Origin of the sequence: Pontibacillus salipaludis (assembly GCF_014642405.1) — a bacterium.
GTDB lineage: Bacteria > Bacillota > Bacilli > Bacillales > BH030062 > Pontibacillus > Pontibacillus salipaludis.
Map to the genome: position 1 here is coordinate 20,950 of NZ_BMIN01000027.1, position 26,056 is coordinate 47,005.

Annotated in this window: 23 protein-coding genes; 21 read left to right on the forward strand and 2 right to left on the reverse strand. The window is 38.4% G+C overall.

Annotation, left to right across the window (positions count from 1 at the left end; all coding sequences use genetic code 11):
• Positions 1 to 102: 102 nt before the first annotated feature.
• Together IEW76_RS19815 and IEW76_RS19820 are read right to left on the reverse strand one after the other, a co-directional pair.
• A complete protein-coding gene (locus tag IEW76_RS19815) occupies positions 103 to 1,509 on the reverse strand; it encodes an N-acetylglucosaminidase (protein ID WP_188656105.1) in 1,407 nt (468 codons plus the stop codon).
• Between the two features lie 486 nt (positions 1,510 to 1,995).
• Positions 1,996 to 2,481, reverse strand: a complete 486-nt coding sequence (locus IEW76_RS19820; protein WP_188656106.1) for a competence protein ComK — start codon at positions 2,479 to 2,481, stop codon at positions 1,996 to 1,998.
• 451 nt (positions 2,482 to 2,932) lie between these two features.
• Here IEW76_RS19820 and IEW76_RS19825 point away from each other — a divergent pair, with 451 nt between their 5' ends.
• The 21 genes from IEW76_RS19825 to IEW76_RS19920 all read left to right on the forward strand — a co-directional run bounded on the left by IEW76_RS19825 (position 2,933) and on the right by IEW76_RS19920 (position 25,891).
• On the forward strand, positions 2,933 to 3,451 hold the full coding sequence (locus IEW76_RS19825; RefSeq protein WP_188656107.1) for a sigma-70 family RNA polymerase sigma factor: 519 nt from the start codon (positions 2,933 to 2,935) through the stop codon (positions 3,449 to 3,451).
• A 210-nt stretch (positions 3,452 to 3,661) separates the two neighbouring features.
• Positions 3,662 to 4,417 carry a YveK family protein gene (locus tag IEW76_RS19830; protein WP_188656108.1) on the forward strand — a complete coding sequence of 252 codons (756 nt, stop codon included), beginning with the start codon at positions 3,662 to 3,664 and terminating at the stop codon, positions 4,415 to 4,417.
• Positions 4,407 to 5,105 (forward strand): CpsD/CapB family tyrosine-protein kinase, encoded by a 699-nt coding sequence (locus IEW76_RS19835; RefSeq protein ID WP_308422097.1) that lies wholly within the window; start codon positions 4,407 to 4,409, stop codon positions 5,103 to 5,105. Before IEW76_RS19830 ends, IEW76_RS19835 begins: the two co-directional genes overlap by 11 nt.
• 206 nt (positions 5,106 to 5,311) lie before the next feature.
• Positions 5,312 to 6,085, forward strand: a complete 774-nt coding sequence (locus tag IEW76_RS19840) for a tyrosine-protein phosphatase (protein ID WP_188656110.1) — start codon at positions 5,312 to 5,314, stop codon at positions 6,083 to 6,085.
• Positions 6,086 to 6,510: 425 nt separating this feature from the next.
• Positions 6,511 to 8,373 carry a polysaccharide biosynthesis protein gene (locus IEW76_RS19845; protein ID WP_188656111.1) on the forward strand — a complete coding sequence of 621 codons (1,863 nt, stop codon included), beginning with the start codon at positions 6,511 to 6,513 and terminating at the stop codon, positions 8,371 to 8,373.
• A gap of 139 nt (positions 8,374 to 8,512) precedes the next feature.
• Positions 8,513 to 9,625, forward strand: a complete 1,113-nt coding sequence (locus IEW76_RS19850) for a DegT/DnrJ/EryC1/StrS family aminotransferase (protein WP_188656112.1) — start codon at positions 8,513 to 8,515, stop codon at positions 9,623 to 9,625.
• Between the two features lie 21 nt (positions 9,626 to 9,646).
• Positions 9,647 to 10,234 (forward strand): sugar transferase, encoded by a 588-nt coding sequence (locus tag IEW76_RS19855; RefSeq protein WP_188656113.1) that lies wholly within the window; start codon positions 9,647 to 9,649, stop codon positions 10,232 to 10,234.
• Between the two features lie 38 nt (positions 10,235 to 10,272).
• Entirely contained in the window at positions 10,273 to 10,788 is a 516-nt protein-coding gene (locus IEW76_RS19860) for a GNAT family N-acetyltransferase (RefSeq protein WP_188656114.1), read from the forward strand.
• A gap of 39 nt (positions 10,789 to 10,827) precedes the next feature.
• The gene (locus IEW76_RS19865) at positions 10,828 to 11,820 is read left to right on the forward strand and encodes an ATP-grasp domain-containing protein (protein ID WP_188656115.1); all 993 of its coding nucleotides are present in this window, start codon (positions 10,828 to 10,830) and stop codon (positions 11,818 to 11,820) included.
• A 459-nt stretch (positions 11,821 to 12,279) separates the two neighbouring features.
• The gene (locus tag IEW76_RS19870; RefSeq protein WP_188656116.1) at positions 12,280 to 13,413 is read left to right on the forward strand and encodes a glycosyltransferase family 4 protein; all 1,134 of its coding nucleotides are present in this window, start codon (positions 12,280 to 12,282) and stop codon (positions 13,411 to 13,413) included.
• A gap of 65 nt (positions 13,414 to 13,478) precedes the next feature.
• Entirely contained in the window at positions 13,479 to 14,717 is a 1,239-nt protein-coding gene (locus IEW76_RS19875; protein ID WP_188656117.1) for an oligosaccharide flippase family protein, read from the forward strand.
• 5 nt (positions 14,718 to 14,722) lie between these two features.
• On the forward strand, positions 14,723 to 15,829 hold the full coding sequence (locus tag IEW76_RS19880; RefSeq protein WP_188656118.1) for a polysaccharide pyruvyl transferase family protein: 1,107 nt from the start codon (positions 14,723 to 14,725) through the stop codon (positions 15,827 to 15,829).
• Complete coding sequence (locus IEW76_RS19885) at positions 15,826 to 16,641, forward strand: glycosyltransferase family 2 protein (RefSeq protein ID WP_188656119.1); 816 nt, start codon at positions 15,826 to 15,828, stop codon at positions 16,639 to 16,641. The genes IEW76_RS19880 and IEW76_RS19885 overlap by 4 nt, the downstream gene beginning before the upstream one ends.
• 3 nt (positions 16,642 to 16,644) lie before the next feature.
• On the forward strand, positions 16,645 to 17,937 hold the full coding sequence (locus IEW76_RS19890; RefSeq protein WP_188656120.1) for an O-antigen ligase family protein: 1,293 nt from the start codon (positions 16,645 to 16,647) through the stop codon (positions 17,935 to 17,937).
• 359 nt (positions 17,938 to 18,296) lie between these two features.
• Complete coding sequence (galE, locus tag IEW76_RS19895) at positions 18,297 to 19,304, forward strand: UDP-glucose 4-epimerase GalE (RefSeq protein ID WP_188656121.1); 1,008 nt, start codon at positions 18,297 to 18,299, stop codon at positions 19,302 to 19,304.
• A 447-nt stretch (positions 19,305 to 19,751) separates the two neighbouring features.
• Positions 19,752 to 20,513 carry a transposase gene (locus IEW76_RS19900; protein ID WP_188656122.1) on the forward strand — a complete coding sequence of 254 codons (762 nt, stop codon included), beginning with the start codon at positions 19,752 to 19,754 and terminating at the stop codon, positions 20,511 to 20,513.
• A gap of 101 nt (positions 20,514 to 20,614) precedes the next feature.
• A complete protein-coding gene (locus tag IEW76_RS21035) occupies positions 20,615 to 20,755 on the forward strand; it encodes a hypothetical protein (protein WP_308422098.1) in 141 nt (46 codons plus the stop codon).
• A complete protein-coding gene (locus IEW76_RS19905) occupies positions 20,756 to 22,144 on the forward strand; it encodes a YifB family Mg chelatase-like AAA ATPase (protein ID WP_308422099.1) in 1,389 nt (462 codons plus the stop codon).
• Positions 22,145 to 22,211: 67 nt separating this feature from the next.
• A complete protein-coding gene (locus IEW76_RS19910; protein WP_229721318.1) occupies positions 22,212 to 22,520 on the forward strand; it encodes a DUF2442 domain-containing protein in 309 nt (102 codons plus the stop codon).
• A 147-nt stretch (positions 22,521 to 22,667) separates the two neighbouring features.
• Complete coding sequence (locus tag IEW76_RS19915; RefSeq protein WP_188656123.1) at positions 22,668 to 24,431, forward strand: SEC-C metal-binding domain-containing protein; 1,764 nt, start codon at positions 22,668 to 22,670, stop codon at positions 24,429 to 24,431.
• Between the two features lie 689 nt (positions 24,432 to 25,120).
• Entirely contained in the window at positions 25,121 to 25,891 is a 771-nt protein-coding gene (locus IEW76_RS19920) for a metal-dependent hydrolase (RefSeq protein WP_188656124.1), read from the forward strand.
• Positions 25,892 to 26,056: the final 165 nt, after the last annotated feature.

Below are 26,056 nucleotides of genomic sequence, written 5' to 3' on the forward strand. Positions count from 1 at the left end.
GTGTGGGGAGCTCATATGAACAACTGAGCATTCCTGATCAACACAAAAAGCCGCAAACCCTTTGGACGGGGGTTTGCGGCTTTCGCTGCGTTTATGTTCAGCTTAGTTGAATACCTCTGTATCTTCTGCTTTCACCCAAACGATCTGTTTGTTTTGGAGCATGGTTTTATAGAATCCATTTTGCTTATCGCGAATGTGAAATACAGTTAAATTATCTATTTTCTGCTCCTTTTGATCCACCTTGTAAAGGGAGGTTAATTTAGGTTCAGTATAGAGAAGTGCGTCATCACTGTTCACTATGCGGAAATTCACTCCATCGCCAGAGACACTTGTATCGTAAGGGAGGGATGCTTTAATAATCTGCTGTTCATTTGACGATAATCCTCGTAAGAATTTACCTGAATAGGCGTCTTTTAAGTCTGGTCCATCGATCACCATAGCGTCACTATGCATAGGCCCCCAGGTTGGGTCTGTATTTATAATCGGTACATCTCCACTCATGGTACGAAGCTTAAGTTGCTGTTTCTCGTAATCCATATAAAAAGTGTCATATTGCTCATAACGTTCCAATGAGCCCATTATTCTTCCGATCTTCTCATCCCATCTCACATCAGTTGCGTAACGAACATTCATTCCTTTTAGGTTAGGTCCGTGATAATATGCTGCGCCTTCTATTAAGTAGGCTTTCTTCACATACTGAGCATTATAAAGAATAGAGTCTGCGTAACTAGCAAATGATGTGGCACATGTGTAAGGGCAATGATCATATGCTTTTAGTCCGAATAAATTATGCTTGTCTCTGGCAATGGTGCTCATCCCCCACGCGGTTTCGTGGGCTGCGTGCGCGATAAGATAGACGGCATTTACATTGTATAATCCTTCGGCTTTTTGAAAAGCTTCGGTCCAGTTGGCTAACGAACTAGTAGGGCTGATCGCAAGAATTCTCTCTGTCATCTCTGCAGCATTAAATGAATCTCCTGCAGATTGATGGAGGTTGAATACGGTATACGGAGGGTCATAGGTGAATGCAAACTTCTTGAAGTCACCATAATATTCATAGTAATCATAAGAGTTTCCATCTCGTTCTCTAATATAATAGCGGCCTTCTTCCATATACGGAGAAGGATTGGTAGAGATATGAGGGGACCAAGTAGTGTCAGGGTAACCTGCTTTCATAACTCCGTTTTCTAGTGTGTAGTAGGGTACAGAGGGCTTTACTGTATCAATCACATTCGAAGATGTGATATCAGGATATGTACCAATCTTGAAATCTCCGTAGTATAAGTCCTCTTTGTTGCGATCAAGAACTTTGTCCTTATACTCTAGTAAGGACTGTGGTGCTTTCATAAGCATATGGGGAGTTATTGAATCTTTCTCATATAGACCGTATATGTATCCGTCTTGCTTCACTGTATAGTAATCAAATTGAATTTCATTGGCTGCTTCTACGGGAGTAATTAAAAAGCCAAGTAGAAACAAAACACAAAGAAATAGGATTCGTTGGATCAAATTTTTCACCTCGTTAAAGAAAATTAATTAGATGGTAGTACTTCTTAATCTTTAAATTTAGGACCCTCCCCCTAATATAATATAAGTTCACTAATTACATAAATCAACTGATTTGTAATATATAACCACAAGCAATCTGACCTCGATAAAAGTACGGTTCAGTAGCTATCTGATGAAGGTAATTTACTTTTAAAGAAGTGCACGAAAAATTTAGACCTTTTTTATACATTGTTTACTTAGTCTATTTAACTACTAAGCGCATGATAGAGGCGTATTTTTTTGATCGGCTAGAGTATTCGTTAAAAGTCGGTAGTTTTATTAGATCCCTTTATTAATATCGACAATAGTACAAGATGTTGAAGTAGTTTTTCTTTCTATGCGCTAATAAATTCATCATGTGCTTTTCCACTTAACGAAAGCCAGAAAGCAGCGGCTTTCTGGCTCATGGGAAGGGGGTGATGCGGGGATGGCATTTTTTACACGTCGCTATTGCTCGGCTATAGATTTCTTGTATTTAAAGAACGCCTCACACGTACGCTGGTATTGTTTATTTAATACATAATAGGAAACAGGGAAGTCCATGCGCGCACCGTTTAAGAAAATGATGTACGAACCATACTTGTCTCCGCCTTTTTTCCATACGTGCCAGGGAAAGATCCAAAAGCATCCGAATTGTTCAGGTGACATGGTCGGGAAGGCGAAGATGTTCAACTCGGGTTGGATCGCAAGTGGTGATTTTTTGTGGTAATCCAACTGAAACTTCATCGCCCTCCGAATCCCCTCAGGTGAACTTGACCAGTGCAGACAAGACGTCTCAATGATTTTGGACGTTCTTTCCTTAGAATAGATTTCTCCAGCATAGCGATCGATAATTGTTGCTTGATACCATTCATGATGGTAAGGTGCGAGCACCATTGTCGATGGAGTCACAATGTCTTTCTCCAATGTAAGAATCCCGTTATCGTTATTCATATATTCCGTTTCCCCCAACATTTATTTTCTATAAGCCTTTTCCATTACACGGCGTCTTATAAAAGGAACGCCGATCCTCCTCTCGTCATTCATTGGTCACTCACATCTGTGTTCGCCAGAGGTCCATTACTAGAGAGATTCTGAAGGCCTTTCATCATGGGGAATTTATGCACTCACCTCAACATTACCTATATTATAGTTATATAATTCCAAATATTTCAACTATAAATGTCAAGATACCTATAAAAATTACAATTCACATACAAAACTTTTAAATTTATATGGAAACAGAACAGATCCTTGTCCATTTTTGACGTTTCGGGGTGGGAAACGTAACGTTTGGGCGCTGAAACGCTACGTATGTCGACATGATGGGATAGGAATCTCGTTATATGATTCTCTTACCGGCGGAATACATGGAAAAAGCGCGCTTTTTAGAAACGAGGAAAGAGTGGCTAGAGAAGATTTAGAATTTGAAGAAATGATGGATCAGTTCACACCAATGATTCATCACATCATTCATAAACTACGTATTCGCGACCCTTACGGGGAGTTTTACCAGGAGGGGGTTCTCGCGCTGTGGGAAGCGGTGCAGTCTTTTCAAGAAGACAAAGGGAAGTTGTCGTCCTATGTTTATTTTATCGTACGGAATCGACTTATCTCTAAGATGCGCAAGGATAATCGGATGACCGAGAAGGATGATCAGTTTGCGCTCTTAATGGAAGAAGAAGCAGTCTGTTATGATGAACTATCGTTTAATCTCATCGATCCTTATGTATATAAAGAGATTGGTCGTCTGTTAACGAATAACCAGCTTAAATGGTTCAATGGCTTTATTCTGCGTGAGCAATCATTACAAGAAATCGCAGATAGGGAGAACACAACCCTGAATGCCGTCAAGAACTGGGGTAGGCTAGCTAAGGAGAAGCTCAGGCATTCATCTATTCTGTTAGACTACCTCACTGCATAATGAAAGACTAGTGCAGGAGTCGAAATAGGTCGAATGATTTATGTTGTTATAAAGGATGATCCCCATTGTAGTGCAAAGGGTCTCAGCCTTTGTTCATTTTATCGACAAAATTATGTAAAGATCTTTCAAAGAATACATGAAAAATTGTTAGATTATGCTATAATATGTCCATGTTTAAAGAAGTAGATACAATATCAGGGGGTAATACGAATGGAAGAAACGATTTCTCTTAAGGAAATCTTTGAGGTGTTGAAGAAACGAATCTTACTCATTCTTTCGATCATTGTAATGGCGACAGTGATCAGCGGAGTAATTAGCTTCTTCTTCTTAACACCAATCTATCAATCAAGTACGCAGTTTCTAGTCAATCAAGAGGAGAAAGCAGCATCAAACAGTACTTATAACGTAAATGATATTCGATTAAATGTGGAAATGATCAGTACATATCGAGACATAATTAAGAGTCCTATTATACTAGATGAAGTGATTGATGACATGAATCTTGATCTTAGCACAGATCAGTTAGCAGGGAAGTTCCAGTTATCAAACGGTCAGGACTCACAAGTTGTAACGGTAACAGTAACAGACCCATCTCATGAGAACGCAGTCATAATTGCCAATACGGTTGTGAAAGTGTTCCAGGACAAGGTTCCTGACATTATGAATGTCGACAACGTTCAAATTCTCTCAGAAGCGGAAGAAGTTATGAATCCGTCCCCGGTTAAACCAAATCCTATGCTGAATATCGCAATCGCATTTGTTCTTGGAGCGATGATTGGTGTTGGACTAGCCTTCTTATTAGAGTACCTGGATAACACGATTAAGGATGAACAAGATATTGAGAAAACGCTTGGCCTTCCTGTACTAGGAGTCATCTCACAGGTGAAACCTGAAGACGTAACGAATCCTCATTCAACAAGAGAACGAAACAGAACGAATGCAAGGAGTGATTCCATTGGCGCGTAAGAAACGACAAGTATTACAAAAAGCCGCAAGAACCCTCATAACAAACTTAAATCCTAAATCACCGATCTCGGAGCAATATCGAACCATCCGTACGAATCTTCAGTTCGCATCTGTTGATCAAGAGATGCGTACGATGCTTGTTACATCCTCTGGACCTTCTGAAGGAAAGTCCATGACAGCCTCAAACGTCGCGACCGTATTTGCTCAGCAAGGGAAGAAAGTCCTTTTGATTGATGGGGACTTACGTAAACCAACGATGCACTATACGTTCCGCGTCAGCAATCTAGTAGGGCTCAGTAGCTACCTTGTGGGGCAGAAGAAGCTGTCTGATGTTGCTTCTACGACAGAAGTCGAGAACTTAAGCATCATGCCTTGTGGTCCAATCCCACCAAACCCGGCTGAGCTTCTTGGTTCTGATGCGATGAGTAAATTAATAGAGGAAGCCAAAGAAACGTACGATATAGTCATCTTTGACACCCCTCCAGTTCTTGCCGTAACAGACTCGCAAATTCTTGCTAATGCTGTAGATGGGGTGTTGCTCGTTGTACGCAGTAAGCATACACAGCAAGAAGCCTCTCAAAAAGCGAAGGAGCTTCTCGATAACGCCCATGCGAAATTACTTGGAGTTGTCCTGAATGGAAAGAGCGTCAAGGAGAGCCAATATTACTATTATTATGGTGAAAAATAGCTAACATAAATAATCGCCTCTGACAATAGAGGTGTTTATTTTGAAAATTTAATAGGAAATTTAGACCGTTTTACAGAATGGAAGATTTTTCGACAATGTTCTCTGTTTCCAAAAGGATCAACCCTTGGTATAATTAGTAAACGCATCAATTATAACCTTCTGTACTTGATATATAGTCATGAAGGTGCAGAGAAAGGGTGAGACTTTTGATCGATATCCATAGTCACATCTTACCTGGTTTGGACGATGGCGCCCAAACGATGGAAGATAGCGTCGCAATGGCTCGAGCAGCTTATAAAGATGGAATTCGAACAATAGTAGCCACTCCCCATGACCAAAATGGGGCTTATGAGAATACGAGAGAAGAGATTCTTCAGGCTGTAAAAGATTTAAATAAAGAACTACAAGAACGTGATCTTCCGATTACGATCATTCCTGGACAGGAAACGCGAATCCATGGTGACATGGTGGATGATATTACGAAAGGTCGCTTGCTTCCGTTAAATGAGACAAGCGGGTATGTATTTGTGGAGCTTCCATCAGACCACGTCCCCCGTTATACAAGTCAATTACTATTTGATTTGCAAGTAGCTGGCTACAAGCCGGTGATCGTTCACCCTGAGCGAAACCGTGAACTCATCCAACATCCAGATCAGTTATACCGATTTGTGAAGAACGGGGCGTACACGCAAGTGACCGCTGCAAGTGTGGCTGGGAAATTCGGTAAGAAAATAGCGAAGTTCACCTTTGATATGATTGAAGCGAATCTAACACACTTTGTTGCTTCTGATGCACATAATACAACAAGTCGTTCCTTCCATATGAAGAAAGCGTATGACGCGATTGAGAAAGAGTTTGGTGAAGATGTGTATTACCAGTTCTTAGACAACGCGGAGCTTCTGCTTGAAGGGCAAGTGGCTGCGATGGACATGCCGAGTCGCATTAAGCAGAAGAAGTTTTTGGGGATTTTTAAGCGATAACTCCTAACAATTATGATGGTGTCTCGACTTTGAAATAGTTGAGCATCAGATCTATGATCCTATCAAAACGGGTGAAGTACCTTTGGCTCGTTTTGATAGATCTATTCTTAACTGGAAGACTCTTACGAATTAAGACAACTCTATGATAGGATAGATAAAACTATGAAAAAAACAGTAGCGGGAATCACAACTTCCCGTGCTTTTTCGTGCATCCAGTTGTAGATATTTTACATAAATACTATGTTTAGTCATAAGTGCAGGTTTTTGGCTAAACTCCATAAGCTTGCTGTAAACGTGTACTTATTTCGAATAATACCGTCATATTAACGAGAGGAGGTCAGGTACGTGAGTCGACTACTCAGTACAAATGGCTGCACCCTAAAGCCATCTAAGAACATGCGTAAGAAGAGAAGAGGTGTTGTTGAATGACGTTTGGTAAACGATTACTGTTACTCATAGCCATTGATTCCGCAATTGTATCCTTCTCCATCTTTATGTCGCACTTTTTCCTTAATCCTTATACCAATGTATTCGATACGGAGATGATTCTTGCGTCCGTCAGTTTACTGATTACCCACCATGTATTTTCTGCCATTTTTGGTTTGTACAGACGGGTTTGGCGCTATGCGAGTGTTCCGGAGCTAGTTGGAATTGGAGGAGTTGTTACCCTCTCTATTTTGAGTACAGCCGTTATGCAGCTATTGGTGTTCCAGAATACATATGAACGAGCTCTTGTTGTCACATGGATGCTACATATTATCCTAATCGGCGGTGTCCGATTTGCCTGGAAGTACTATAAAACATACGGCTTTCACTTTTCACTTACTAAACTGAAACAATCAAAAGAGCCATCCGTTCCTGTTGTTGAAGGGCAAACGAGGACTCTTATTATCGGAGCGGGATCCGCCGGCCGTATGCTTGCTCGCCAAATGCAGGAGAACGAGGCGGCAAATGTAAAAGTAGTTGGTTTCGTCGATGATGACTCTACAATGAGCCGTCTCAAAGTTACAGGACTACCTGTGTTCGGAACACTTGATAAGCTTTCTACTGTGGCGGAGTACGAGCAAGTGAACCATATTGTAATCGCAATGCCATCCGTAGATAAAGCACGCATTAAAGAGATCGTAACAGAAGCACAAAGTGTTGTGAAAAACGTCCAGATCTTGCCGATGATTGAAGACCTTGTGATGGGTAACATTTCAGTCAACCAAGTGCGTGACGTATCTATTGAAGACTTACTCGGTCGCGAACCGGTCGAACTCGAAATGGAAAGCGTCTCCGATACGCTCACGAACCGTACGATCCTTGTAACCGGTGCAGGCGGGTCAATCGGATCTGAAATTTGCCGCCAGGTTTGTAAGTTCGAACCGAAACGGATCGTTTTATTAGGTCACGGTGAAAACAGCATTTATACAATTGAAATGGAATTACGTAACCTGTATAGAGAACGATTCGAAATCGTTACGGAAATTGCGGATGTCCAACATAAAGAAAAAATGATGGATGTTATGGCGAAGCACCAACCGGACGTTGTCTACCACGTTGCAGCGCATAAACATGTTCCATTAATGGAGCGTAACCCGGAAGAAGCCGTGAAGAATAACGTCATTGGAACGAAGAACGTTGCTGAGGCTTCTGATGCACATGGAATCGGTACCTTTGTTATGGTCTCAACCGACAAAGCTGTAAACCCAACGAGTGTTATGGGAGCATCGAAACGTATGGCTGAAATGATTGTTCAGGATATGGACAAACGCAGTGGAACACGGTTTGTAGCAGTTCGTTTCGGTAACGTACTCGGATCCCGCGGTAGTGTTATTCCTCTATTTAAGAAGCAAATTGCTCAAGGTGGGCCTGTTACGGTTACGCACCCGGATATGATTCGTTACTTTATGACGATTCCGGAAGCATCTCGTCTAGTTATTCAGGCTGGATCCCTTGCGCAAGGTGGAGAGATCTTTGTGCTTGATATGGGTGAGCCTGTTAAGATTACTGACCTTGCTGAGAATCTTATTAAACTATCAGGATTTGATGTTGAGGAGATTGGGATTGAGTATACGGGTATGCGTCCTGGTGAGAAGATGTATGAGGAGCTTCTTGGGGATGATGAGGTTCATGATGAGCAGGTTTGGCCTAAGATTTATGTGGGGAAGGCAGTTGACTTGGATATAGGGCAAATTCATGAGTGTATACTCGATTATCCAGAATTAGAAGCTGATCGCCTACGTGGTCGCGTGCTCTCCATTGCAAAAGGAGAAGTACCTGAGTCCTTAATGGCAGTAAAATAACAAGGGTGTTTATAAGGCTTTCTTCTTCATGGAAGCCTTGTAGGAACCTAAATAGAAGATTTATTTACGTTTTAATGAAATACATATTATATAGAAGAAACTCGTTCAATCTACATATAAGGGAAGGAAGACATCAACTATGCCAGAGCGGATTTTCCTTTCATCTCCACATATGAGTGATGAAGGTTATGAAAGACAATTTGTGCAGGAGGCATTTGATACCAACTGGATCGCTCCGCTAGGTGAAAATGTTAATAAATTTGAAGAGGAATTAGCTGAAAAAGTAGGATCAAAATCCGCGGCAGCACTCTCTTCAGGTACAGCAGCGATTCACCTTGCGCTTAAAGCAGCTGGAGTAGGGGAGGGGGACATTGTCTTTTGTCCTTCCTTAACATTCTCGGCAACTGCTAATCCTATTATCTATCAAAATGCAACGCCTGTATTTATTGATAGTAATGAAGAAACGTGGAACATTTGTCCTGACGCGTTAGAAGAGGCATTTCAGAAATACCCGGAAGTTAAAGCGGTTATTGTGGTTCACTTGTACGGACTATCTGCTGATATGGATCGTATCATGGAGATCTGTAATAGATATAACGTTACAGTTATTGAAGATGCAGCTGAATCCCTTGGTGGTTACTATAAAGGACAACAGACCGGCACATTCGGTGATTATGGTATCTACTCTTTCAATGGTAACAAGATTATCACTACTTCTGGTGGCGGTATGCTTGTTTCAAATGATAAAGAACGAGTTCAAAAAGCACGCTTTTGGGCGACACAGTCCCGTGACAAGGCTAGGCATTATCAGCATAGTGAGCTTGGGTTTAACTATCGTATGAGTAACGTTGTGGCCGGAGTGGGTCGGGGTCAATTGAAAGTATTGGATGAGCGTGTGGAGAAGAAGAAATATATCTTTGAAACTTATAAAAAAGAGCTCGGTGATCTTGAAGGTGTGAACTTTATGCCTGTGAATGATTGGGATGAGCCTAACTTTTGGTTGAGTGCGATGACGTTAACAGGGGATGTTCGACCGGTTGATGTGATGGATGCGCTTGAGGAAGAGAATATTGAGTCTAGGCCGGTTTGGAAACCGATGCATATGCAACCATACTTTGAAGAGTATGATTTTGTGGGTGATGGTGTTGCTGAGCGGTTGTTTGAGATTGGGGTTTGTTTGCCGTCGGACACAAAGATGACGGCTGTTGATTTAAATAGGGTCATCGAAATTATAAAAAGGGTGTGGAGATAAAAGGTGAAAGGATTAAACTTAATGATTAAACGTTTAATTGATATCTTAGGAAGTATAATAGGTATAATATTAATCTCACCAATTATTATAATTATATCAATCTTAATAAAGGTATCTTCAAGTGGGCCAGTATTTTTCAGGCAGAGACGCCTAGGTAAAAATGGGCAAGTGTTCAAAATAATCAAGTTTCGAACGATGATAGTGGATGCTGAGAAAAAGGGGGATGGTTTAACTGTAAAAAACGAAAGTGATAATCGAATTACTAATGTGGGAAGGTTCTTAAGAGCCACTAGTCTTGATGAACTCCCCCAATTATTTAATGTGATAAGAGGTCAAATGAGTTTGGTAGGTCCGCGTCCCCCAGTTACTTATTTTCCCTATAAAGGTTATGAAAATTATCCCCATTGGGCAAAAAAGCGTTTTATGATGAACCCAGGAGTTACGGGTTTGACGCAAGTAACTGTAAGAAACTCAGTGAGTTGGAATGAAAGAATTGAAGTAGATAATAACTATATTGATAACTTCAATGTGGTCTTAGATATTAAAATTTTGCTTAGAACCATATTTAAACTTTTCAAAAACGAAAATATTTATATGAGTAAAAAATAATTGTAAAAATCCAAATATAATGTAAAGGGGAGAAGAATGTGATTAAAGGCGAAAAGATATACCTTAGAGCAATTTTAAAAAGTGATATTACATACCTCAATGAGTGGAAGAACGATGTTAAGACCTTTCAATATTTAGGGGGAGGATTTATCCCTACTTCTATAGATCAACAAGAAAAGTGGATAGACTCTTTAATAGATACTTCTGGTAATGATAAACGATTTATCATATCAGGTAATGATGGTTCGCCTTTGGGAATGGTGGGTCTATACGGTATAAATTGGAGGGATAGAACCTGTGAAATTGGTATCTATATTGGTAATCACAGCGCTAAAGGAAAGGGAGTTGGTAAAGAAGCTTGCGAATTAATGGAGTATTTTGCAAAAGAACATCTGAATTTAAGAAAAATAAAACTTAATGTAGTAACGGAAAATACTAAAGCATTACAAATGTGGAGTTCATTGGGATATATTAAGGCAGGAGAATATAAAGCGGAACGTTATATAAAGGGAGAATATAAAGATTTATCTTTAATGGAGAAAATGATTAATTAATTTAATATAGTTAAATTGGAATCATGGAGGAACTAAAATATGACCGAACAACTAAACATTCTTATCTTAAGTTGTGGAACGAGAAATAAGATTTTACAATATTTCAAAAAAGAACTAGATGGGAACGGACTAGTATATGCTGCTGATACTAGTGAACTTGCGCCTGCGCTTTATGAGGCTGATGAACATTTTATAATTCCAAGGTTGGACGAGGAAAATTATTTAGATAGCATTCTGTCTATTTGTAAAGAAAATAATATTAAAGCTGTATTATCTCTAATTGATCCGGAACTTAATGTATTGGCTAAACATAAAGATGACTTTTTAAATATTGGAACTTTACCTATTGTTTCAGATAAAGAGGCAGTTGAATTAAGTTTTGATAAGTATAAGATGTTCAAGTTCTTGGAAACAAACGGATACAACACTGTAAAAAGTTATATTGATAAAGAAGAATTTTACAAAGATATTGAGTATGGAGTTATTGATTACCCTGTATTTGTAAAGCCCGTCAAGGGGAGCGCTAGTATCAATATAAGTAAGGTGACTTCTAAAGAAGAAGTAGATTTATTATTTAACAGATTCGACAACTTAATGATTCAGGAATTCGTGGATGGACCAGAACTTGGGGCAGATGTATATATTGATATGATTTCTGGTGAAACAGTTGCAATCTTTACTAAAGAGAAAATTAAGATGAAAGCAGGTGAAACTGATAAATCAGTTTCTTTTAAAGAATATGAGCTTTTTGAGTTAATTAGTCGTTTTTGTGAAGAGGCCGGGTTTAAAGGAATAGTAGATGTAGACGTTTTTAAAGTGAAAGGTGAATACTACATTTCTGAAGTAAACCCAAGATTCGGGGGAGGTTATCCTCATGCCTACGAGTGTGGTGTAAATGTTCCTGAATTGATAATTAATAATATAAAACGTAAGAGTAATGAGGGTAATGTGGGGAACTTTGAGGCAGGAGTACATATGTTAAAGTTTAATGAAATTATGATAATGAATAAGGATAATCATATTCTTGACTAAATGATTTGTAGGAAAAATCAACTATATTTAAAATAATATATATTTAAGAATTTTCTTTCAGTTTGCAACTAGAAACTACAATCTACTATTGGTCTTTGTTTCTGAAGGTATAGTAAACTCATCTTTGTAATTGATAAAAAATTAATAAGAGAGAATTATATGGCGGGAGAGAAACCGATTAAGGTTTTTACAATTTTCTTTTTAATAATTCTTTCCTCTTTTATGCTATGCCTTTAATTCGATATGATACGTGGAACCAAAGATAATTAGTGTAATTGTGGAAATTCAGAAACTTTAAATACGTGAGTTACATATTTAAAGTTTCATTAACTACACACGCTCTTTTACCTGGATTATTGGTTCTTGATGACTAATCCTAATCGTCCTTTTGTATATAGATATTATTAGAAGTTTATAATGATAAATTCACATATTCTCTGTAGGTTAGGAGTTGCTTTAATGAAAATACTGTTTGTGGCTACACTCTCAAATACTGTTAATTCTTTTCTGGTTCCTCATATTAAACTTTTAATAAGAAAGGGACATAATGTAGATGTAGCTTTTAATAAAAAGAGACAGCCCTCACAAGAGTTACTAGATTTAGGTTGCAGAATTTTTGAGGTTGAATTTCAAAGATCACCTTTAAAAAAGAAGAATATACATGCATACAAAAGGATAAAAAAAATTATTACAAACGAGAAATATGATCTAGTACATACACACACACCTATTGCTTCATTAATTACTAGGTACGCGTGTAAAAATATAGGTGGTTTGAAAGTGTTATATACCGCACATGGTTTCCATTTTTTAAAAGGTTCTTCGATAAAAAATTGGTTAATCTATTATCCTATGGAAAAAATTGCGGCAAAGTGGACTGATGGATTAATTACGATCAATAATGAAGACTACTTCAGAGCTAATAATAGCATCCGTTTAAGAAAGCCTAATTCATCTTCAGTCTTTAAAACTAACGGCATAGGTCTAAATCTTAGTAAATTTTCCCCCACTTCAGCTGAGAAAAAGATTAATTTAAGAAGGAAATACAAATATAGTGAAAGTGATTTTATTCTTGTATATGTAGCTGAATTAAATAGTAATAAGCACCAAGATTTACTTTTAGATAGCCTGAGTTTATTAAAGAATAAGATACCAAACTTAAAACTCCTTCTTGTTGGTGAAGGTAAACTTGAAAGTTTATACAAAGAAAGGGTCAACAATCTAGGATTAAGTTCTAATGTTGATTTTTTAGGTTTTCGCACAGACATCCCAGACCTTTTGAAATTAGCAGATGTTGGAGTTGCATCTTCGAAGAGAGAAGGGCTTCCGGTGAATGTGATGGAGGTAATGGCTACAGGCTTACCACTCGTAGTTACTAATACAAGAGGTCATAATGACTTAGTTGTAAATGAAGAGAATGGATACTTAATTAATGGAAATGATACAAATGGTTTTGCCTCAGCTGTGTATAAGCTATATTCTAATGAAGATTTGAGAAGAAAATTAGGAGAAAAGAGCATCAAAAAGGTTGAAGAATACTCAGAAGAAAATGTGCTAGAACAACTTGATGGAATATATTCATTATATATATGATAAATTGATATTCATTCTATTTCATATGGATTTATTGCACGTTAGAAAGTGGTTGATTATATAATATGCTTCTGAAACATTTAAAAAATATTTCATTTCTTTTTTCATCTAAATTAGCTTCTACTTTCTTTGCGTTTATGGCACAAGTTTTAAGTGCTAGGATGCTAGCTAAAGAAGATTATGGGTTACTATCTTTTTATCTTATCTTAATAAATATACTCGCCTCTATCATAGGTTTTGGGCTAGGTAAATTTTGGTTAAGAAGATTCGCGGTAGAGGGCAAAGATGCAAATAGATGGGTAATCCCCTCAATTTGGACTATCTTGTTTCTATTTATAATTTCCCTTCCGATATATTTCTTTATCCCCTATTTTTCACTAGGAGCCAGTTCGCTCATCATTGGAATTACCTTATTACCGTTAATGTTATTTCAAAGTTCCAGCACTTTAATTATTGGTAAGTATCAAGTAGATAATAATTTTAAAAGCTTATCGTTCTTTGAAATGATGAAAAATACTGCTTTCTTACTTTCAGCGCTAACTCTCTTTGTACTAGGTTTTCACATTTTTCTTATTTCTTATGGTTTGTTAGCATTGATATTGCTGATCTTTACCATTATATCAATAAGAAGCTTTTACAAGAGGAACTTAAATATAAAACTAGAGACATCATCAAGACCGAAAATAAAAACCGTGTTATCGACAGCATGGCCTTTTGGGCTTCAAGGTGTATTGTACATGTTATATTACCAAGTTGATATTATATTAATTACAATTTTATTAGGTGCAATTCCAACTGGTTTATATAACGCCTCTTTTTCAATAATATCTTTAATTTTTATCTTTCCCAGTATGCTCTTTCAAGTATATTTGTTACCTAAGTCTAATACTTGGATTGTAAAAAAAGATATTGCTAAAGTTCAGTTTATAAGAAAAAAGTTAAGCTTTATTGCTTTATTATTAGGACTTCTAATAGCTATAGTTATTTATTTCTTAAGTGAGATAATTATAACCTTAATATATGGAGTAACTTTTTTTGATTCAGTGCTAATTCTTCAGGTACTTTTATTGTCCATCCCTTTTAGATTCGCCTCTAATTCGATAGGGGTTTTATTTGTTTCAGAGATTATGGTATCTAAAAAGGTGTATATTCAAGGTGGAGGAGCTCTATTAAATGTGTGTTTAAATTTATTATTGATAAAGCAATTTGGGGTTTTAGGAGCTGCTGTTAGCACTGTATTAACTGAAATATTAGTCGCTATTCTAATGTATACTTATTCTGCAAAAATAACGAAAGAGATGTGAGCATAATGAAGAAAGTTTTGTTGCGGGGTTATTATGGTTTTAATAATTTTGGTGATGATGCCCTTTTGCATACTTTAATATATCGGATTTTTAATGATAATAACCGTTATCAAATAACAGTACTATCCAAAGGTGAAGTATTCGACGATCCAAAAATTAAGTTTTCATCCACTAAAAAACTTAATATATTAAAAGAAGTTATTCAAAATAATGTCTTAGTCTTTGGTGGAGGTAGTCAGTTTCAAGATTTTGGTACTAAAAATAATAAAAAAGAATTAATTTTTAAATTATTATTGATAATACTTGCTAAAGTCTCTGGTTCAAAAGTTATTCAATTAGGAATTAGCGTGGGGCCCTTGAAAACTAGAATAGGAAAGACCTTAGCTAAAGCCTCACTATTACTATCAGACAAAACATTTGTGAGAGATGATAAATCATTCAGGTTTTTGGAAGAGAACCTTCCAGCTAAGAAAAAGTACTTTTTGATACCTGATTTAACCTTGTTGTTGCACGATTTAAAAAATAATGATGCTCAAGCCGAAATAAATATAGGTATTAATGTACTACCTTATCATAAAACTACAAAAGCGAATATTGAAAGTCAAGATAAGTTATTTAGCAATTTAAGAAAAGCTTTAATTAATATAAAGGATAATAATCCTAATATTAGATTCACATTTTTTGCTTTTCAAAACGATAGTAATGTAAGTGATAAAACTGAAATCGAGAAAATTTCTGATGGTGATTCTCAAGTTATTTCATACTTTAATTCGGTGGAAGATTTCAATGAATCAATAAATAAATGTACACATTTTATAAGTATGAGGTTTCATGCAGCCGTTTTTGCTTATATGAATAGGATACCACAAATTAACTTAGGGTATCATCAAAAGTGTTTAGAGTTTATGGAATATTATGGTTATACTGATGGGGCATTTTATGATATCAGAAGTAAGGAAATTTCCTCAAATAAATTACAAAATAGAATTGAAAGCTTAATTGAAACCCCAAATAATTTTTTGCCAACAGTTGACCCACTAAAAAATAAAAAAGAGTTTTCAAGTTTAATAGATGAAATTCAAAAAACTCTTGAAAAAGGGCGTGAAAAATGATGAAAAGAGTTCCAGTCAGTGTGATTATTCCCAGTTTTAATAGTCAAGACACTATAGAGCGCGCTGTTAAGTCCGTGGCGAACCAAACTCTTCTCCCTCTTGAAGTTATTATTATAGATGACCATAGTACATTAAAAGAAAATTACACTACATTAAAATATATAGAAGATCAGTACAGCCCCTATTTTAAATTGAAAGTTATAAAAAATAAGGAAAATCAAGGTCCTGGTGTATCAAGGAATAACGGTTGGGATATAAGTGATGGTGATTATGTAACATTTTTAGATGCTGATGATGCATGGCACAAGAAAAAGATAGAAATACAGTACAATTACATGAAGCGAAATCCAACAGTTGACTTTACATGTCATGAAAATTTGATATCTAATAGCAAAGATCCTATTGAAGTAAATGGATTGATATCAGAATACAAGGTGGATTTTAATTCATTACTAATTAAAAATGATATTGGGACCCGAACAGTTATGCTAAAAAGGTCTATAGCAAATAGATTTGCAAAAGGAAAATACCATTCAGAAGATTACCTTTTATGGATGGAAATTGCTTCCGATGGCTACTCTATTATTAAATTAAATATTCCATTATCTTATTCTTTTTCTCACCCTTATCTAGGAGATGGTTTAAGTGGTAATTTGTTTAAGATGTTTAAAGGTGAGTTAAATTCATTTTATCAATTATTAAAGGAGAAGAAACTTGGGAAATTTAAATACGCTTTAGTTACTTTTTTTTCTACCCTGAAGTTCATAAAAAGGATACTTTTTTCAGTAGGATATAGAACTTTAAGGAGGTAATTAATGATGGACAACTCTCAACAATACTCATGGCAGAAACATAAGATATTGCTTTTAGCTTGTATTATTTTAGGGGTATTTTTAAATCATTCTAATGTGATATTTGGTTTAAATATGTCGTTTGCAGATTTTATAATTTTATTTCTATTTTTCTATTTGACATATAATGAGAAGCTAACTATTCCTCTGGCACCATTGATTTTCTTTATAGCTATATCTGTTGTTGTGTTGTTTACTAGCTTCTTTTTTACTCCAAATATATTTCAAGTAACTACCGAACCGATTAGAAGCATTAGTGGTTATTTAAAGCTCTTGGCGTTATTTATGTTTTTTGTTGTAGGGTATAATCTTTCTAAGGTTAATATGGTTGAAACTATTATAAAATCTTACTCAATAGCAGCTGTGGTTATCAGCGCAATTGGCGTAACATTTTATACATTAAATATTAATATATTTTCTGATGCATTATATTATGCCGGTACAAGGTATAGAGGTTTAATGAATGATCCTAATTATTTCTCTATCTTACAGATAACTGCTTTAGTATATATTACTAGATTTAGAGGGCTTAATTTAAAGTTTAAGTATGTTGCGACAATACTATTAGGATTAGGTGTGGTAGTTTCAAGTTCAAAAACAGGTATGATTGTACTTGGATTGTATATAGCACTAAGAGTTTTGGAATATATCTTTTTTGAAGAGAGAAGCGTTAAGAAAGTAATATATTCTGCTATCTTTTTTATCTTTGCTACATTATTCATACTTTCTTACCAAAATATCATGGATGGCACTTTCTCTATAATAGTTAATTATATCCCTACGTTTTCTAGGGTTGAGGCACTATTTTTAGATTTTAATAGTGCAATTAGCGAAGGTGGATCCGGAAGGAGCGAAGCGTGGGGAACTGCCCTTAAATTAATTGCTTTATCACCTCTGATTGGTATAGGTGTAGGGAATTATACACTTATTAGTTCACACTATTTTGGTGTGGGAACTTTAGCTCACAACACTTATCTTCAATTCTTTGTAGAATTCGGTTTACCATTGGGGACGTTTTTCTTTGCGACGATATTTTTCCTTATTTTAAAATCTTCAAAAAAATATAACGATAGTAATATAAATACTATCAAGGTGCTTCGAGATATAATAATTGTTTTATTACTTGGGTCCATTGCTATATCATTAAATAACGCAAGAATTTTTTGGTTAGCACTAGGTGCTTTGATGTATTATTTAAAGAACAGTAATATAAAAAGTACGAAGTGGAGACATAGAGGAAGTGAAACTTTTATGTGATAAAAGGATGTTTATAGTTTTTAAGAACTGTGAATAGATTTTTCCTTTGAATCATTTAGGAAATAAGAAAGTAGCTTTATTATAAAAATATATTAGTTTCTTGGTATTACTTAACTTCAATGCATATTTGGAAAGGTTTATTTGTAACCTGTGGGGAATAGTTTATTGGTCTCTACATTAGTTTTGAATATCCTTTTTGAAGCATAACATTCTTTTAAGTAAAAAATCACCTCGATAATATGTGCTGTATGTACTTCGATATATTCTTAATTAATATAATTGGTTAATTTAATGAGAAGAAATTAGTAGATTGAGGTAGATTTCCAAGCTTCCAATTTTCTTAGAAGGGATAATGACTCATGAGTATACTTGTAACAGGGGGAGCAGGATTTATTGGATCTAATACATGTATTTCCCTTATAGATTCTGGGCATTCAGTAATAGTTGCAGATAACTTCTGTAATAGCGATCCACAAGTAATAGAGAATATACAAAAAATCACTCAAGCAAAGGTAGTAAAATATAAAGTTGATATAACCGATGAAAGTCAAGTGAGCTCCATATTTGAGAACCACTCTATAGAAGGGGTTATTCACTTTGCTGGTTATAAATCTGTGGGAGAATCTGTCGTGGAACCTGTAGCTTACTATCACAACAACCTGATGAGTACAATAGCTGTTGCCAAATCCTGCCTTGAATACGGTGTGAAGAAGTTAATCTTTAGTTCTTCAGCAACTGTTTATGGAGAAAATGTATCACCACTCGTAGAAGATATGCATTTACACCAGACAACTAACCCATATGGGGAAACAAAAGCTATGAGCGAGAGAATACTGAAAGATATTAGTTACGCTAACCCCCATTTATCTATCGCGTTGCTCCGGTATTTTAACCCCGTAGGAGCACATATTTCTGGCTTAATAGGGGAGGCACCTAATGGTATTCCAAATAATTTAATGCCTTATGTTACAAAAACCGCAAAAGGTGAGTTAGAGTACTTAAATGTTTTTGGTAATGATTATCCAACGGTAGACGGAACAGGAGTTCGAGATTATATTCATGTCACAGATTTAGCAGAGGGGCATGTAGCTGCTCTGCAAAATATAGAGAAAGGAGCACATGTATACAATTTAGGAACAGGTCGAGGTACTAGTGTATTAGAGTTAGTTACAACATTTGAAGAAGTCAATAAAATTAATATCCCCTATAAGATTGTAGATCGAAGACCTGGTGATATTGCAACATGTTATGCGGACGTAACTAAAGCAAAGAAAGAGTTAGGTTGGGAAGCGAAAAGGGATATAAGAGATATGTGTAGAGACTCATGGAGGTTTGAACAGAACCTTCATCGATTTGTTAAGGCCTAAACATTCAGTCATAGTAGGAAGCATGTGGACGGTTCGAGACCAGTGAAAAAGTCCAAACCTATCACTTAAAAGCATAAAAAAATAGAAAAACCCCCTGGATGGTATAATGATTACGACCAAATACCACAAACCATGAGGGGGGCTTGTGCTTCGACATGAGCCAAAGCAACTTAGTCTTCATTCTAAAAGTACCACGGGGACGGGTCCCATGGCACACATCGTGAGGGTATGTGAACCCTTTGCGGTGGTCTGGTGGCAAGCTTCTGAAAAGTTTGTCTTTTGTCAAAGTGGTTGAAGGAATTATAGGGTCTACAAAAAATTATTAGTATGAACAACCCTCGAATTGCAACCTCACCTTCATTAACTTTCTCCTTTATTTTATCCTATTATGACCCATGTAAATAAACCGGTGGACCTGTCCCCGTGGTAAAGCGAGGTGATTTTTATTTGCCGCGAAGACCAAGGAAGAAAAGCTTGAATGGTGTCTATCACATTATGTTGAGAGGGATCAATCAGCAGGCCATTTTTGAAGTGGAGGAAGATCGGATTCGATTCCTTGAGACGCTTAGACGTTATAAGAAAGTGAGTGGTTATAAACTCTATGGTAATTGTTTAATGGACAACCATGTTCACCTCTTACTAAAGGAAGAAGATGAGCCGGTGTCACTCGTGTTGAAGAGAATAAGTTCAAGCTATATCTACTGGTACAACATGAAGAATGATCGATGTGGTCCGTTGTTTCAGGGCAGATATAGAAGTGAGGCTGTTGAGGATCCTGCTTATTTTATCATTGTCCTGCGCTACATCCACCAGAACCCTCTTAAAGCAGGTTTGGTGAAAAGTGTGTGGGGTGGGAAATGGACCAGCTGTAAGGACTATGTTCAGGAAAAAGAAACGTTTATTGATAAAGGACGAGCTTTGCAGTTGTTCTCTGATGATCAGCGTAAGGCCATTCAACAGTATGTTGAATTTATGCAAAACCAAAATAAAGATCATTGCCTTGAGGTTAATGGAAGTGCGAGGCTGACTGATCAGCAGTTACAGGAGCACTTAAGAAATATGGGCATCCCGAGCAGTAGTTTAATTCAGAAATTGAACCGAGTAGATAGGGATGAAGTATTGAGCAGAATTAAAGAAATAGATGGCGTGTCTATTCGGCAACTATCTAGAATAACAGGAATCCCTAGACGCGTGATTAACCGTTTATAGAATCCACATTTTTATCCACATGAATCTCCATATCACCCCTCATACGACTTATCCATTTTCTAATCAGGAAGTTTAAAACCGTAGAATCAGGAGGTGACGCGATGGCAGTTGCCATTCAAAGCATCGGTCTAAAAGGAATTGAAGGCTATCCCGTAACCGTAGAAGTCGAGAAGCTAGACGGTGTAGAGTCTGTTGTGGTTGTCGGCTTACCCGGTGCTGCAGTAAAGGAGTCAAAGGAGTGAGTGCTAGCGGCTCTGAAAGGTTTTGGTATTAATTTTACCGATCGAAGGGTAATCGTGAACTTATCGCCTGCCGAGGAGAAGAAGCACGGCCCGATGTTTGATGTGGCCATGGCCATTGGGATTCTTAAGTGTTTCGGTACACTGAAGGGCGTGATTCCAGATGATACAGCGTTTATTGGATCCCTTTCGTTGACCGGAAAAGTTCAGTCGATCCGAGGCATTCTTCCTGCGATCATGTCAGCGAAGAAACTAGGGATCAAGCGTCTTTTTATCCCTTATGATTGCAGTGTGCCGATACAGGAAATTGAAGGGCTTGAGATTATCTACGTCGAATACCTGATGGAACTCGTCGATCATTTATCCGGAGGAGGCGGTTTGTCGATTGTACCTCCTATTACTGAGTTGGCTGTGGACCAAGCTTCTTTTGCTGGTGTTGATTTCAAAGAAGTCATAGGGCAGGAGAAGGCGAAGCGTGCGCTTGAGATTGCGGCAGCTGGTGGCCACAACGTTATGATGATCGGTCCGCCTGGCTGTGGGAAGAGCTTGTTAGCTGAGAGTTTCCCTTCGATAATGCCAATGTTAGAACTAGAGTCACAGCTTGAGAATGTAAGTTTATATGAGCTCGCCAATACCTCATTATCCTCACTAGGAAGACCACCCTTTCGCTCCCCGCACCATTCCACATCGGCAGTTTCCATCATTGGAGGCGGCTCAAATCCCACGCCTGGTGAAATTTCGTTAGCCAATCATGGCGTTCTTTTCTTAGATGAATTAGCCGAATTTCCGAAGAAAACGCTCGATATGCTACGTCAGCCGCTTGAATCCGGACAGGTAACCATCAGTCGTGCCCAAGCCACCGTTACGTATCCCGCCAAATTCCTGCTTTTATCCGCCATGAACCCGTGCCCTTGCGGCTACCTTGGCGCCACGACTCATTACTGCACCTGCTCCCCAAAGCATGTCCAAGCTTACCAGAACAAAGTATCAGGTCCTGTTCAGGATCGAATCGATATCATCCTTCATTTAACCCCGGTGAATCTCCAGCAAGAAAGGAAAGAAGACGCTCCTAGTTCCTCAGAGATACAGAAGCGGGTTCAATCAGCGCGTGATCTTCAGTATAAACGGCACGGGAAAGTGTGCTGTAACGCTGACCTGTCTATAGAAGAAGTACGAACGATGATCCCTTTAACAGAGGAGCAGAAATCGTTTCTTCAAAACAGAGCGGTGAAAGAGAATTGGAGTAATCGTGTACAAATGAAGATGCACCGTCTGGCCAGGACGATCTCTGATTTAAGAGGTGAAGAAGCGGTGTCGGATGAGGCGTTGTGGGAGGCGGTTACGATGAGGAGGGGGAATAGTGGGTTGGTTAAGAAGAAGGTGGTTAGGTGAAAGTTTTTTCATGTTAATAATTAAAGGATTATGAGAAGAATAGGAGTAGATACACTTAGAGCAGGAGGTGTTTTCTATCATTCTTATTCATAAGGCAGTGGCGATCCCAGAATTAGAGGGTTGGTTGCTCATCGATTTTTCAGATGGATCCAAAAAGTTTGTGGATATAAAACCACTTATGGAAGGTGTTCTAGAAAAACTAAGAGAACCAAACGTTTTCCATCAAGTCTATGTAGGCCCTGATTTAAAGACGGTCACCTGGCCTGGGGAGTTAGATTTAGATCCGGATCAGTTGTATAAAGATGGCATTGACGTGAGAGAAATTAAAAAGCTATTTGAATCAGCACAAGGTAGAAATTTATTAGAGAGAGCTTAATGGAAGCGTGGGGGAGAGATCCTGTGCTTCTTTTTTGTATGTAGCCAAGAAACGGATTCTTGGTGCATGTTTGAAAGAACCAGCGGACCCGTCCCTTTGGTACGCATGTTAAACTAGTACCATAATAATTGTGTAAGGAGCGGTTCCATGACGATCGCACGAAATGATCTTTGCCATTGCGGGAGTGGCAAGAAATATAAGAAGTGCTGTATGCAGAAGGATGAGCAGCAAGAGGCTTATGCATTGAAAGAGGAGCGGTTTCATGAACAAAAGGAGCAACTTGTCCATGCCGTTGAACGATTTCTAATGAATCAAGTCTCCTCTGATGAAATACGAAAATTGGAGAGAGAGTTTACAGAGCGTGCTGACCATAAAAGGAAAGATGCGGGGTTTGCTATGTTCTGGAGAATCTTCTTCTTCCGATATGAGAATGGACTTCGTGGGATTGAGTGGTTCTGGGAGTCAGAAAGTCATGCTTTACGGGATGAGATGAAAGAAATGGCCGAAAGATGGGTGAAGTTGACGCCGCGTTTATTGATGGCTGTTGACCTTAAAGAGGATGTTATTGTATATGAGGACATTCATACAAAGGAACAGTTCCCTTGTGCTAAAGAGAACCAAGGACCGGATCTTATAGCGTGGAACAGTACGATTGGGTTGTTGGAACCAATGGTTGATCGGTATTACTTTAATGGTCTCCGTGGTATGTATGGGCCTGAGGAGCTGTATGAAACGTATGACAAGGTTAAGTCTTGGATGACGGATGAGGGGATTTCTTATGAAGAAGCTCTACGTCGCTATTATCCAGAAATTCTAGCATCTCTAAACGGGAAGAAGTCTCCTAAAAAAGATCAAGAAGCCCTGCCTGTCACGGAGTTCACCTATATATATGATGTAGTGGAACCAGAAGTTGCGTCTGCTCTAATACAGAATGAGCCTGAGTTTACGATTGATCATTGGGATGAAAGGAAGATGAATTTTTCTTGGACAAAGAATTGGCAGGAATACACCGATAGTGAAGCCCCGGGAGTTGTGCGAATTGCGGATGAGTATGCGTCATTCACATGGAACAGGGTGACAGAAACCATTACGATGACGGCCTTTCACTTGAGGTATGTGAACCCAATGCTACGAAAAATGGTGGAATCTGACGGAGCCATTATGCTTCGTGAGGACCGTGAGAAACACCTGGGGGATTTACCAGGAGCCATTTATAAGAGGCAATCATTAAAAGTGGAACATGGCACTCCGAAGTTGTTTGGCACCTTGGCTCAGCAGCGAAGATTAATCCCTGTGGATGACCCAATTCTGCTTTATGGAAACCGGTCATTAAGAGGGTTAGTGGAGCAGGGTGAAGGTCATCTTGCTGAACGGTGGTTAAAGAGATCGGAGAACCAGTCTCATGTTATGCTTTGGAAAGATCAACAGGACCTTTCCGTCACGCCGGATTATAATGCGGTCAGGCGAGAGCTTGGGTTGCCGCTCTCTCCTTTTGTGACGTCGCGTGAGAGCAGGGTGACAACACTTGAATCTATTGAATCCCATGACGAGAGAGAAACCGTTGTAATCGAGGCAGAAGTTCCGTACTATGAAGACCTTGGTTTTACGGATGAGACGAAGAATGCCTTTTATGCTAGAGATTTAGTTCGTTTCTACCGGGAGAAAGTAGATGGCAAATCTGATTCTACGAAAAGGAAGTATAAGAAGGCGCTCTATGCTATTCGCGGTGCGTTAGAGCGGAAAGGGAGTTATGCTCGGAGTTGGGAGGAGCTTGGTGATGGCTTCTGGACGGAGGCGCTTTTTGAAGATGAAGAGGTTCAGGCGCAGTATCCGCGGTTGGTTCAATTTCATGAGTTTTCTTCTGTTGTGAAGGCGCTTTTCAAATGGTTGAGAAGTAAAGGTCTTCTCTGACTTCTTAAGAAATTAATGCGTAAGTAAAAAATGTCACAGATAGGCGATATCTGTGACATTTTTTGTGGTTATAGGGATAGTAAGGTCATTGATTAAGCTGTTCAATGACCTTTTCAAGTTAAAATTTTGTCAAAAGGTGAGAGGTCCATCTATTCTCTGACCTTTTAGAGTTCTTACTCTGGTGAAATGTAAGAGAGGAAGCGCGGGAACCGTCCCCGCGCTTCCCCGCGTTTCTTGGTATTTCGATTCTCCGCAGGATTTTGTTCACTGGTTTGCTACTTCCAATGAGAATCCAATCATTGATGTTCTGCCAAGCAAAAAGACAGAAGAGAATCTCCCTGGTGAGGAATATATGTAAAGTAAAAATATAGAATAGTAGTAGTGAAAGATGGGTCTTGTGCTCATCTTTTTTGTTTATTGGCAGTCCCGTTGGAGTCCCCCCTTTATGGTTCGACTTTTGTGAAACATTAAAAGGGATAAGTTTTTTTCTTTAAATAAGCATAGGGGGGGAGGCAGGGAAGTTAACCGTTTCTGTTCAGGATTCACAGCATACTGATCATTTCCAAACTGATTAACTTGACCAACAGTCAGAGGCGCTAGAAGACCTGCAAGAGCGGATCTATGAAAATACATAACTTTAAAATAAAACACGTAAAGTTGTGTCATATAAAATAGGGGAGGGGATGCATATGCATCTTACACGGTTAGGGCACGCGATGTTTTTGTTTAAGACGGAAGAGGGGAAAAAATACTTGGTGGATCCGTTTTTTGACATGAATCCAGGCTGTCCAGACGAATACCGAACAGAAGTCTTTTTCCGTTCATTGGACGGGATTTTGTTAACGCATGGACATTTTGATCACACGAGTGGCGTGAAAAAAGTATTGGATACGAATCCTGAATGTCAGATCATCGCACAATATGAGCTGGCTATGATTTTAATGGGAGAAGGGGTCCAGAATGTATTTCCTCTAAACTTCGGGGGCACGATTGAGCTTGATGGTGTTGCAGCCACCATGGTTCCAGCCAAGCATACATCAAGTTACGGAGAAACCACAGGGAACTTAACGTATGCAGGTGAAGCGGCAGGTTATGTACTTGATTTCACAAACGGTCCCGTTATTTATCATTCCGGGGACACAGCTTTAATGGCGGATATGAAATGGATTCAAGAAGTGTATCAGCCAACTATTGCGATCTTGTCTTCCTCGGGGACGTTTACGATGGGGCCGAAGGAAGCCGCGTATGCGGTGGATAACTTATTAAACGTGGAGGTTGTTATCCCTAGCCATACATTCCCGACAAGGGAAAAGGCACCCGCTCCATCTGACTATGATGCGTTATCAGAAGCATTTCCGATTATTGGGTTTATGGAAAATAAAGACCATGAAATGCTTCTTTATGTAAAAGGGAATACCCATGTTGTGGTGATGGGATACGGGGAGACACAAATGTTTTAAAAAACATCATAGGAAGCACGGGGCGGTTCCCGTGCTTCTTTTTTTGATGTGTGCCCGACATGGGCGCAAGCTTTAGGGTTAGAGTCCCGAACGGTGAAGGTCGTTGTAGCCGTTAGCCAAGGGCAAGGGTGTCCGGGGTGACCCGGAATCTGAAGGAAGCCGGAG